This is a genomic window from Nocardia coffeae, from assembly GCF_019890715.1.
GTDB lineage: Bacteria > Actinomycetota > Actinomycetes > Mycobacteriales > Mycobacteriaceae > Nocardia > Nocardia jiangxiensis.
The window spans coordinates 255,659-266,730 of the sequence record NZ_JAINZY010000013.1 but is presented as its reverse complement, the minus strand read 5'-3'; the positions used below and the strand labels follow the sequence as shown (position 1 = coordinate 266,730).

Genomic DNA, 11,072 nt, shown 5'->3' with positions numbered 1-11,072 from the left:
TCATCCCAAGTGTGCGAACGTTTGTTGGATTATCAGCGTTCCCCGGGAAAATCGCCGGTCAGAACCGGTCCCATCCTTATAGTGCCCGGCCGGGGGCGCGAACCTGCGGCACCGACGTCCGTTCTCTTGTGGCGATGCTGCTGGGTTATGCGCGTGGTCGTCCGTGGGCGTCTCGTGTAGGGATGCCGCGTTGGCGGAGTTTGGCCAGCACGGTGGTGGGGTCGACACCCAGGTGTTGGCCGACGCGGGCGAGGGACCAGCCGAGGTTGTACAGATGGATGGCGTCATCGGTCTGCTCGGGGGATAAGCCTCGGCGGCGCATGGGCACGTCGTGCCGGTGCAGGATCTCGCTGACCGTCCGTCGCTCGATACCGAACCGGGCACCCAACTGGTACACCGTGTCTCCACTCTTATATCCGGCGATGAGTTCCTGGACCTGATCGGTGCCGAGTTGGCGGGCCCTGCTGGGTTTGGGTCGATCGGCGGGCGGTGGAGCGGGTGTGGTGGGGTCGGGAAGCTTCCGCCGCAGGGCTTCCAGGGCTTCTACCTGCGGTTTCGAGTTATAGTAAGCTCCCCCAAGGTCCACCATTTGGCACGAATAGTGCTCCTGATCAGGGGTTTTGCTGTTTTTCGACCATAAGGCCAGATTCGGTCGGGTGTCACATATCTACTGGTCAACGCCTATTTTCTTGTTCTAGTTGGCCTCCCAAGGTGTGATTTCGTTCCCGCTCGGCGTTGATTAAGTCCGAAGGCTTTCAATACCGCGACCGTAAGCCATGCTCGTCCCAAGAGGTCCAACCGGTCGTCATGGATTGATGTCAGGACCGAGCCCGCCCGTGCGTGTCGCGAGTGCGGACCCCACGCTCGCGCAGACGATTCAACACGGTGGCCGGATCGACGGCGAGGTGACGGGTGACGCGAGCAAGGGACCAACCACCGCTGTAAGGAGCAATCGCCACATCAACTTGTTCACGAGACAAGCCACGTCGCCGCATCGGAACGCCGTGCCGATGCAGAACCGCGCTCACGGTACGGCCTGGCTCCCAGCTCGGTCAGCTGAGACACCTAAGCTGCGGAACCACAAGCAGTTGCGGTTGGGCGCAATCGGACAACTCATGGTTCGCACAGCTGATGTTTACGCAGCATCGCCGAGGCTATCGTTCAATGGAGGTCGGGCAGCAAGCGATGGAGGTGAGCGCATGATTCGGGAGTTCGGTCTCGAACTTGCGGGACCTCGTCTGCGGCTCCGGCCTTCTCGATCGCCGGCCACGTGAGTGTGGCGGTGGGTAGCCATGACGACATCCGACGAGACCACTGCACGGCGCGAATTCCCCTCCGGAATCGCAGCCGAGCTGGCTGATGCCGGATTCGGCGAGGCCGAAGAGGTCGGCCGCGGCGGCTTCGGAACCGTGTACCGGTGCGTGGAGTACGCACTGGAACGCTACGTCGCTGTCAAAGTTCTTATGCCGAACGTCAGCGCGGCGGACCGCGAGCAGTTCCTGCGTGAGCAGCGCGCGCTCGGCCGCCTGTCCGGGCACCCCCATATCCTTCAAGTACTGCGGGCCGATATCACCGCGAGCGGGCGTCCCTATCTGGTCATGCCCTTCTACGCGCGTGGCTCCCTGGACCAGCGACTGCACGCGGCCGGGTCGCTGTCCCCGGCGGACGTCCTGTCGATCGGGGTGAAGATCGCGGGATCCCTTGCCGCGGCGCACTCGATCGGCATCCTGCACCGTGACGTCAAGCCGGACAACATCCTGCTCACCGACTACGAAGAACCACAGCTCGCTGATTTCGGCATTGCCCAATTCGGTGACGCCACAACCGCTTCCACTTCACTCATCCAGGGCACACCGGCCTTCACTGCACCCGAACTGCTGAACGGCGCCGGTCCGAGCCCGGCCTCGGACATCTACGGTCTGGCCGCCACTCTTTTCTGCCTGCTGTCCGGTCGACCGGCATTCGCACGGCGCACCGGCGAGCCACTTGCCGCGCAACTCTCTCGAATTCTGACCGGCCCGATCCCGGACCTACGCCGGAAAGGGATCCCCTCGGCAGTCTGCGAAATCGCGGAATCCGCGATGTCCGCCAAGCCGGAGGATCGGCCCAAGTCCGCGACGGAATTCGGCGAAAGACTCCGCGAGGTGCAGAAAAACTCGGGATGGCCGGTCGACGTGGTCGTCGTGCCGCCGGCCACATCTGCCGCCGTAGTCACCGTTTCGACACCGCAGGAGCACTCGGCGTCGGCAACCGCTGCCGCGATGCCTCCACCGATCGCCGTGACCAAGTTCAAACCGCCCTCCACCGCACGCACCGCGATCGAGCGATCCCGTCTGCTCTCGGTCCTTCGCCGAGGCGGGTCCCGGCAGTTGACGCTCATCAGCGGCCCCGCCGGATTCGGCAAGACCACCCTGGCAACGCAGTGGGGCCGAGCATTGGAGTCCGAGAACATCTCGGTCGCGTGGTTCACCGCCGACTCGGACGACAACAATGTCGTCTGGTTCCTCAACCACCTGATCGAAACCATCCGCCGGGCACGGCCACAACTCGCCGGCGACCTCGGCGCGCTCCTGGAGGAGCGGTACTCCGATGCGGCCGGACACATGGTGTCCACGCTCATCGACGAGATCCATCAGTCCGGTCGCGAGACGGTTCTGATCGTCGACGACTGGCATCACATCAACAGCCGGGCCACCCTCGCCGCGATGGAATACCTGCTGGAGCGCGGGTGTCACCACCTGCGGATCGTCATCACCAGCCGGACCCGCGGCGGCCTGCCGCTGAGCCGAATGCTGCTCAAAGACGAGTTGCTCGACATCGATGCTCGAATGCTGCGTTTCGATCCCGACGAGTCCAGGGCCTTTCTGCTGCAGGCCAACGACTTACCGCTGACCGCCGATGACGTCGCGCGATTGCAATCGTCCACCGAAGGGTGGCCCGCCGCGTTGCAGCTGGCCACACTCATGCTTCGCGGCAACAGCTCCCCCGCTACGTTCATCGAAGGCCTCACCGGCCACCACCATGTCATCGCCGAGTATCTGGCCGAGAACGTGCTCGACGCCCTCGAGCCCGAGACGCTGGACTTCCTGTCGACCACCTCGATCACCGATCGGATCTGTGCGCCGCTCGCGGCCGCACTGTCGAATGTCGGCGACAGTCAAGCCCGGCTCGAAGAGATCGCCGACCGGAATCTGTTCCTGCGCCGACTGGATGACAACAGCGAATGGTTCCGGTACCACCGGCTCTTCGCCGATTACCTGCAGCGCAGGATGATGCGTGAGAACCCGGCTCGCCTTGCACAGCTTCACCTGCGAGCATCGGACTGGCTGGCAGAACACGGCTCGATCAACGCCGCCATCGACCACGCACTGGCTGCCGACGACCCGCAACGAGCCGTTGCCCTGGTCGACGCGTGCGCGCTGGAGCTACTCGAGAGCTCGCGCATGGCGACGCTTTTGGGGCTTGTGGCCAAACTGCCTGCCGCACTAACCGATTCACACCCCGGGCTGCAGCTGTGTATCGCCTGGGCCAACTGCGGCTTACAGCGGGAAGTGCAGACGAACACGGCACTGGCGCATGTGCGGACCGTGCTCGAACGCCGAACGGTCACCGCGGAACGAGCCGATGTCCTTCGGCTCGAAGCAAGCATGGTCGATTACGCCCAGCGGTATGTGACCGACCGCTTCTACGAGTTGCCGACCGCGCTGATCGAGCGTGTCGAACACGCACCGACACCATTCACGGCTACCTGTGCGGCCAATCTCGCCACGATCGATGCCTGGAACCGATTCGACTACAGCGCAGCAAGACACTGGCAGGAGTGGGCGGCGCCGTACCGCCGTCAGCGCCGAGGCCCGTTCGGACTCGTGCACGGGTTGTCCATGGCGGGCCTGGCCTGCCTCGAACAGCTCGATACCGAATCGGCCGAGCAGTACTTCCGCACCGCGATGGAGCTGACCCGACGAGACGGCGCGCAGACACATTCGTCGCTGCTGGCCGGCGCTCTGCTGGGCGAGGTTCGCTACGAGCAGGGACGGCTCGAGGAGGCGGATCGGCTGCTCGATTCGTGCCTCAACGTGGGATGTCGAAGCGGCCCAGTCGATTTCCTGATGGCGATATACGGTACCGGAGCCCGGGTGAAGGCGCTGCGCGGCAATCGCGCCGCAGCTGTCGAACTGCTCGCGGAGGGCGCGAAAACCGCTGCCGAGCAATCACTTCCACGGCTGGCGGCGCGTATCGTCAACGAGCACATCCGCCTCGGTCTCCCGATTTCCGAAACTGCCCGTTTCGAGCTCGACAACCTCCCTCGGTACCGTAGCTGCGGCACGGCGGTTCAAGCGGGAATTTCCGAGTTACAACAGGATTCGATCATCCGGCTGCTGCTCGCGCAGCAGACGAACGACGCTTCCGGCGAGGCGGTCGAAAGGGCACAGCTGATGGTGCGGCTGATCGGTCTCCAGAACCGTCCGAAGGCTCTCGCTCAGGCGCAGCTGCGGTTCGCGCGCTGCCTGTCCGCTGCCGGCCGCCCGACCTCTGCGAAACAGAGTGCCGGACAAGTGTTCTCCCAGTGCATACGTGCGGGGCTCCCCCGCCTCGCTCTCGACGAGGGGCCCAACGGCGTACCCCAGACCGCTGAGGTCGGCTCATCACCTCGTCGCGGGAGCCGGCGGCTTCGTCAGCCGATCGAGACACGGAACGCCTGACGCTCGATGCAGGACCGACGAGAACGGACCGTCACCCGGCTGGGTGACGGTCCGTTCGTCTCGATCAGCGGGGAACTTTCGGGAGGATCAGCGCCACACGCAACTTGGAGTCGATCGTCCGACTCAGGCTCAACGTGTTGTCCAGCACTCCGCTGAGCTGTTGGGCCTTGGTATTGGCGTCGGACAGGGTGTTGACGATCTGGGCTGCCGGCTGGGCCGCTGCGTTGGCCTGCACCGTTGCCGCCCCGCCCGCCTGGATGATCCCGACGAGCGGAGGATCGGCTGCCTTCAATGCGTCGGCCAACGACTGCAGCTGTGTGCCCAGCGTGTCCAGCGTTCCGTCGGCCGCGGTCAACGAACCGATGACCCCGACGACCTGGGGCATGCTCTGGGTGACCGCATGGTCGGCGGGGCCGAGCTCGCCGGCAGCGATGAGCGCTGTGTCGGTTGTCCTGTCGACCGTTTTGGCTTGTGAGACTCCATCTTTGAAGATGTCGTTGGAGATACTGAGATCCCGGGTCAGGATCAGCACGCCGGTGAGAGCCGCGATCGTGAACGCGAGGGCGAATGCCCAGGAGAGACGGAACATCGTGTGCTCCCTCCTTTCGAAGCTGTGGTGACGAATTAGCGGTGAGAGTGCGGATTCAGCGCGGCAGCGCTGGCAACGGCGGTGCGTCGAACGGCACCCGAGGCAGGTTCAGGCTGTTGACGGGTGGGCCGACCACGGCGAGAAGCGGACCGAACTCGCGGACGTGCTCGGCCTCCTCTTTCACGTTCGCCAATGTGGACGAGATGTTCCCGCTCTTGACTCCGACCTCACCCAGTGTCGCGGTGATCGCCACGAGCCCGCCGTCGATGTTCTGCAGTTGCGTGGCCACCGAACCGACCGAGTCCGTCAGCGCGGCGACGGTCGGGGAGGCTTGGTCCGACCGCTGGGTCACCTTGGCGAGCAGACCGGGCAGCGGCTCGGCGATGCCGACGTCCGTGGCGGTATCGGCATTCAACCCGATCGCATGTCCCGACAACTCGCCGGCCTTGTCGGTCAGGGCCGTCAGATCGTTCGACAACGGAGTGAGTTCCTGAACTCCGGCCGCGAGCTGCGCGTGCTTGGGAACGAGGATCGAGGTCAGCGTGTCGAACTGGCCAGCCGAATCGATCAGCTCGTTGCTCAGCTGGGAAGGCCGCCCGAGCGGGTCCACCACGTCACGAAATTCCGGCAGGAATCCGTTCACGACGCACATCACGACGGCGGGTGCGACTCCACACACCAAAACGGTGGACGCGAAAGCCCCTTTGCTGATCTTCATCGTTTACCTCCAGGTGCCGGAATCACACCGTCCTGTGCCGGGAGAGGGCCCAGTTTGCCGGTCGCGCGGGTGAGTTGGGCGTTGAGTTGGTTGGCGAGATCGATTGCCTGGCCGAGCTGGCTGTCGACACTGGTCACTGTCGTATTCGCGTCTCCGGCGATTTGGTGTAGCGATCCGGCGGCTCCGGCCAGGGTGCCGGCGACTCCATTGAGTTGATTCGCGATCTTGGTATCCCCCTGCCCGGCGGCCAGCAGAGCACGCGTATCCGGCAGGAGGTTACCGAGCTGGTTGGTGTCGGCGGCGGTCGTCGCGTTCAGCTGGGTCAGGACCGCGTTGAGCTGGTCCAGTTCCTTGCGGGCGGTCGCCGGAGCGCTCAAATCGGCTCGCTGCGAGAAGAACTGGTTGGTGGTGCGGAAGTTGTCCACCACGGTGCGGGCACTGTGCTGCACCTTCAGTCCCTTGTGCACGGAGATCAGGACCAGCACCACCAGCGCCAGGGCCATGACCGCGGCGAGGCGACCCATCCACTCCGTGGCCACGGAGAAGCGCCCGACGGCAGGTGCGCTCGAGCTCGCGGTCCCGTACTGCGACGGCAGATCTACGCGGCGCCGGAGTCGGCCGGCTCGGCTCGGCAGTGATGAGGTGGGAATGTCGAATCGCCTGAGTGCGGCGAGTCTGTCCAGCGCGATTCCCCCGGACGATGCATGGGCATTAGGCATAGCAGGATCCAGTCGGTTCGTGGGTCTGATGATGATCGTCGGCGCGGTCAGCCCGGGAGCGGCAGCATCTGATTGATGGTCTTGGCGGAGTCCACGGCGGACTGCAGGTCCTTCACCAAACCCTGGACGGTCGCCAGCAACTGCTTGCCTTGATCGCCGAAGGCCTGAGCCGAGGGGACGAGCGGCGTGACCGTGTGCTCCACCTCGTCCAAGACATTCTGAATGGCGGCGAGCTGCTGGTTGGTGAACTTCGCGCCATTGGTGCTGCTGCTGAGTCGTTGGGCGGCCGGGGTGATGGCGTTGTGCAACTTGTCCAGTAGCGGGCCGAGCGCCGAGGTCGAATCCAGAGCCGTCTTGGCCGTGTGCGTCAGAGTGGTCAGCTGCTGCAACTGCAGGGTCAGCTTGTCGTTGACCTGGACGATTCGTTGCGAGGCGCCGATGCTGGTCTGGTTCGCGCGTTCCTGGTTGTCGAGCCGGGTGTTCAGGTTGATGATCACGAAACCGAGCAGCCCGATCACGCCGACCGCGACGATCGACAGGACGAACCGTGCGGGCCCGCCTGGGCGTCCGAAGAAGCTCATGGGTGGTCCTACTTTCCGGACAGGTCGTTGGCGGCGGTCTCCGCGGAGACACGAGCATCGTGAACAAGGTTGGCGGTGCTGTGCGCCGAGTCCAGAATGCCGGCGAGATGCGTGCGATCCGCGCTCAGCGCGGTCGAGGCGCCATTCGAAGGAGCCTGCAGGCCATCGATTTTCGCTGACAGCGCGTCCAGTGAAGTGATCAGTACCGACACGTTCGTCCCGGCGTGATCCAAGATCGCCTGCAGGTCCTGGGTGATCTGGTCGACCAGCTTGTTCAACTCGGCCGACACCGTTCGATCGGTGGCCAGCACGCTCGCAAGTGCCTTCTTGACCTTGTCGAGTGAGTCGAACGCGGCGAGCGACACTTTCTCCTCGTCGACGATCTTGTCCAGCGCCGGGTTGTACTTGCTGGCCGATACGACCGCGTGATCGAGCCGGTAGGGCGTCGCGACCAGGTTGTAGATCCGAGGCCCCAGGTAGAACACAGCGATCGGGATCAGCGCGACCACGACCACAGCACGGGCGCGCACCGTCGCCTGAGACGCGTGTGCACGGTCGCGGGACGGAATCGCGCGCTCGTAGCCGTAGACGGTGCTCTGCGCGCTCACGACTCGACCACCGATACCAGAGCGATCACGCGCAAGGCGGTGATCGGATGGGTTATCAATCCCTTGACCACCAATTTCCGAGTCGCGATCGACCCGAGCACTGCCAAACCGCGTTTGGTGAAGAAGCCCACCGGCAGGAGCCCGCCTGCTTTCATCTTCAGCTGCGAGACGTCGAGAATCTGGTCCACGGTTGCCATTACGGTGACATCCGGATCACCGACGACATCGTTGTAGACGACCGATTTTTCGTCACCGAAAAGTATTGTGCATGCGGTGTCGGTGTCGGTGCTGTAGATAGTGACCGGATTGGCGATTCGGCGTGCGACTCGGACTCGTTTCGGAAAATTGTCGAGGTTCTGCTCGAGCAGCATGGTGACAATGGAGGAAACTCCATTCGCGTTGTCGCCGTCGAAGTTCTGGACTACGTAGTCTTTTTCGGTGGTTGTCATGGCAGGCTCTCCGGGGGTATTGAATGGCCACCCGGCCGCGCGATACGCACCAGCAGAACGTCTGCAGTGCGTCCCGCGCAGCCGAGGTGTGGTCTGATCAGATGTGTCAGACGTTCCAGTCGGTAGGAATCTGTCCCCACGTGAGCAGGAAGTTGTTCAGCGCGCCGGCGTTCTCGATCGCAGCGCTCATCGGCCCCTTCGCGAACTTGATCTTGCCGGCCATCAGCAGCTTTCCGCCGAGCTCCCGGCCGGCCGCAGCCTCCTGCCAGGTTTCCAGGGTGCCGTTGATGATCAACCACAGGTCGTTTTCGTCGACGGTTCCCGCGGTCCAGGAGACCAGCTCACCCTTGTTCCAGACGAGCGTGGTGATCGGACCGGCGCCGTTGAGCCCGCCGAACTGCATGGTATTGGTGAACGAGTCCGGATCCTTGAAGCCCTTCAGCACTTCCGGGTTCGCGTTGACGGCTTCACGAGCGGCGTCACACCACTCCTGCGAGAAGAACTTCAGCTGATCGGACATAATTGATCTCCTTCATCGACTCGGTATCTTTCGACCGAGCGTCGTCTTACACGGGCGAGAAGTCGGCTTTTCACTACACCGACCCCCAGAGCCGATCACATCCCCCATCGATCACGACGTCCACTGAATTGCGTCGAAGCTGAGCTGGATTCATCCGCCCAATGACGGTGATGTGATCGGCTTCACAGAAGCATGGCGTATGAATACTCGGGCTGCTTGCACAACAGCGAACAATGTATGCGACATTTGCGCACCACTCATCGGCAGTAAATAAGAAATGCCGGATACGCGCACCGACGCCATTTGTCGGTACGCGTATCCGGCGAATTCATTAGATCACCAGACGATCTGGAATTATTCTCGACATCGGACGCCGTCCAGCAGTCCGATGTCAGGGATATTCAGACGAATTTGAATGTGCGCCGGGCCAGGGCCGTCGCCACAACGCCCCACACAGCGAGTACCGCGATGGCTGGAATGTCGATGCGGCTGTCCGCGGCCGCGCGGAGCCCGGTGGCCAAGGCGCCCATCGGTGTGATGTCGATGACCGCGATCCAGGGCTTGCTCGGCGACGACACCAGTGCCAGGCCACACAACCCGGTTTGCACGAACCACAGAATGTTCGCCAGAGGCAGCACGATCTCGGCCCGGAGACTCCCCCCGAGCAGCAGGCCGGTGGCTGCCACCGCGGCGGCTCCGATCACGATGACGACAACCATGGTGGCCAGCCCGAGCACAGAGGGCTGCCAGCCGAGGCAGAATCCCACGACCCCGATCAGCAGGGTCTGGAGCGCGACGACTCCGGTCACCGCCGAGAGCTTGCCGACGATGATTGCCCATGGCGGGGCGATCGTGGCGCCGAGCCGCTTCAGTGCGCCGTAGCGGCGGTCGAAACCGACGGCGATGGCCTGCCCGGTGAACGCGCTGGACACCACAGCCAGGGCGATCACCCCGGGAACCACCGTGCCGGCCCGTGGTGAGGCCAGGTGGCCGAAGGGGGTCACGCACAGGCCGATGAGCACCGCGAGCGGTATCAGCATGTTCAGCATCAGCTGTTCTCCGTTGCGCAGGAACAACTTCAGTTCGAGGCGAGTCAGTGCGCGCAGAACCGTGGGTGCGGTCCCCGCACCCGGCATCGGGGCGAAGGCTCCTCGCTCCAGTCCGAATCGGGCGTCGAGACTCATGCCCTCACCTCCCGTCCGGTCAGGTCCAGGAAAAGATCCTCGAGCCGCCGCTTCTCCACGGACAGTTCGGTGATCACCGCACCGAGCCCTTCGCAGGTACGGGCGACTGTGGCGATGACGGAGGCGTCGATGAAACCGGTGATCACGTAGCCGCCCGGCGCCGGCTCCTCGACCCGGTAGTCGAACGCGAGAACGCGGCGGAACTCTTCCAGTTCCAAATGTGGTGGGGCACTGAATCTCAGGGTGTGGTCCGCGTCGCGGCGGGTCAGCTCCGACGGCGTTCCGGCGGCGACGACATGACCGTGATGCATGATGACGACCTGATCGGCGAGGGCCTCGGCCTCGTCGAGGGCATGCGTGCTGAGCAGGACCGCGACCCCGTCCTCACGCAGGTGATTGATCAACTCCCACACCAGGCTTCGCGCTTGCGGGTCCAGATTCGAGGTCGGCTCATCGAGAATGGCCAGCTCCGGTCTACCGACCAGAGCACAGGCCAGTGCGAGCCGTTGCTGCTGCCCGGTCGAGAGCCGCCGATACGGCGTGCGCAGCACCGCGGACAGTCCCAGAAGGTCCGCCAGCCATCCCGGATCGAGCGGAGAACGAACGCAATCTGCTGCCAGAGTGAGCATTTCACCGGCCCGCGCACCTGGATAGCCGCCGCCGCCCTGCAGCATGACCCCGATGCGCGGCCGGAGAATGTCGCGGTCCCGGACCGGGTCCAGCCCGAAGATGCGGATATGCCCCTCATCGGCGGGGATGAACCCCTCACACATCTCCAATGTCGTGGATTTTCCCGCACCGTTCGGCCCCAGGAGGGCAGTGATCTCGCCGCGCTGGACCTCGAGGTCCAGGCCCGCGACCGCGGTGTGATCACCGTAGCGCTTCACGACACTGTCCAGGACTACGGACGAGACGCCTACAGCCGACAGCAGCTGACTCATGACGACTCCATTCAGTACAACTATCCGGATAGAGAAGAGGGTGCGGCCCCCGCCCGGGTG

11 protein-coding genes are annotated in these 11,072 nt (G+C 64.0%); 1 reads left to right on the top strand and 10 read right to left on the bottom strand.

The window, feature by feature from the left end; genetic code table 11:
- Window positions 1-145 precede the first annotated feature (145 nt).
- The gene (locus K7711_RS36395; protein ID WP_222975504.1) at window positions 146-397 is read right to left on the bottom strand and encodes a hypothetical protein; all 252 of its coding nucleotides are present in this window, start codon (window positions 395-397) and stop codon (window positions 146-148) included.
- An 895-nt stretch (window positions 398-1,292) separates the two neighbouring features.
- Between K7711_RS36395 and K7711_RS36390 the strand changes: the two genes are divergently transcribed.
- Window positions 1,293-4,703, top strand: coding sequence for a serine/threonine-protein kinase (locus tag K7711_RS36390; RefSeq protein WP_222975502.1), 3,411 nt, complete (start codon window positions 1,293-1,295; stop codon window positions 4,701-4,703).
- Window positions 4,704-4,767: 64 nt separating this feature from the next.
- Here K7711_RS36390 and K7711_RS36385 read toward each other — a convergent pair whose 3' ends face one another.
- The 9 genes from K7711_RS36385 to K7711_RS36345 all read right to left on the bottom strand — a co-directional run bounded on the left by K7711_RS36385 (window position 4,768) and on the right by K7711_RS36345 (window position 11,012).
- Complete coding sequence (locus K7711_RS36385; RefSeq protein ID WP_222975500.1) at window positions 4,768-5,292, bottom strand: hypothetical protein; 525 nt, start codon at window positions 5,290-5,292, stop codon at window positions 4,768-4,770.
- A gap of 55 nt (window positions 5,293-5,347) precedes the next feature.
- The gene (locus tag K7711_RS36380) at window positions 5,348-6,010 is read right to left on the bottom strand and encodes a hypothetical protein (RefSeq protein WP_222975498.1); all 663 of its coding nucleotides are present in this window, start codon (window positions 6,008-6,010) and stop codon (window positions 5,348-5,350) included.
- A complete protein-coding gene (locus K7711_RS36375; protein WP_308015112.1) occupies window positions 6,007-6,549 on the bottom strand; it encodes an Mce/MlaD family protein in 543 nt (180 codons plus the stop codon). The genes K7711_RS36380 and K7711_RS36375 overlap by 4 nt, the downstream gene beginning before the upstream one ends.
- A gap of 227 nt (window positions 6,550-6,776) precedes the next feature.
- A complete protein-coding gene (locus K7711_RS36370) occupies window positions 6,777-7,310 on the bottom strand; it encodes a hypothetical protein (protein ID WP_222975494.1) in 534 nt (177 codons plus the stop codon).
- Window positions 7,311-7,318: 8 nt separating this feature from the next.
- Window positions 7,319-7,879 (bottom strand): hypothetical protein, encoded by a 561-nt coding sequence (locus K7711_RS36365; RefSeq protein ID WP_222975578.1) that lies wholly within the window; start codon window positions 7,877-7,879, stop codon window positions 7,319-7,321.
- 35 nt (window positions 7,880-7,914) lie between these two features.
- On the bottom strand, window positions 7,915-8,367 hold the full coding sequence (locus K7711_RS36360) for a hypothetical protein (protein WP_222975492.1): 453 nt from the start codon (window positions 8,365-8,367) through the stop codon (window positions 7,915-7,917).
- Window positions 8,368-8,473: 106 nt separating this feature from the next.
- On the bottom strand, window positions 8,474-8,887 hold the full coding sequence (locus tag K7711_RS36355; protein ID WP_222975490.1) for a hypothetical protein: 414 nt from the start codon (window positions 8,885-8,887) through the stop codon (window positions 8,474-8,476).
- Window positions 8,888-9,288: 401 nt separating this feature from the next.
- Window positions 9,289-10,071 carry an ABC-2 transporter permease gene (locus tag K7711_RS36350; protein ID WP_222975488.1) on the bottom strand — a complete coding sequence of 261 codons (783 nt, stop codon included), beginning with the start codon at window positions 10,069-10,071 and terminating at the stop codon, window positions 9,289-9,291.
- On the bottom strand, window positions 10,068-11,012 hold the full coding sequence (locus K7711_RS36345; RefSeq protein ID WP_222975486.1) for an ABC transporter ATP-binding protein: 945 nt from the start codon (window positions 11,010-11,012) through the stop codon (window positions 10,068-10,070). The genes K7711_RS36350 and K7711_RS36345 overlap by 4 nt, the downstream gene beginning before the upstream one ends.
- Between the last annotated feature and the right edge of the window lie 60 nt (window positions 11,013-11,072).

Bases quoted from the DNA above. Each gene is read 5' to 3' on its own strand.
- K7711_RS36345 (WP_222975486.1), bottom strand. From the start codon at position 11,012: ATGAGTCAGCTGCTGTCGGCTGTAGGCGTCTCGTCCGTAGTCCTGGAC.
- K7711_RS36390 (WP_222975502.1), top strand. From the start codon at position 1,293: ATGACGACATCCGACGAGACCACTGCACGGCGCGAATTCCCCTCCGGA.
- K7711_RS36380 (WP_222975498.1), bottom strand. From the start codon at position 6,010: ATGAAGATCAGCAAAGGGGCTTTCGCGTCCACCGTTTTGGTGTGTGGA.
- K7711_RS36350 (WP_222975488.1), bottom strand. From the start codon at position 10,071: ATGAGTCTCGACGCCCGATTCGGACTGGAGCGAGGAGCCTTCGCCCCG.
- K7711_RS36370 (WP_222975494.1), bottom strand. From the start codon at position 7,310: ATGAGCTTCTTCGGACGCCCAGGCGGGCCCGCACGGTTCGTCCTGTCG.
- K7711_RS36355 (WP_222975490.1), bottom strand. From the start codon at position 8,887: ATGTCCGATCAGCTGAAGTTCTTCTCGCAGGAGTGGTGTGACGCCGCT.
- K7711_RS36385 (WP_222975500.1), bottom strand. From the start codon at position 5,292: ATGTTCCGTCTCTCCTGGGCATTCGCCCTCGCGTTCACGATCGCGGCT.
- K7711_RS36360 (WP_222975492.1), bottom strand. From the start codon at position 8,367: ATGACAACCACCGAAAAAGACTACGTAGTCCAGAACTTCGACGGCGAC.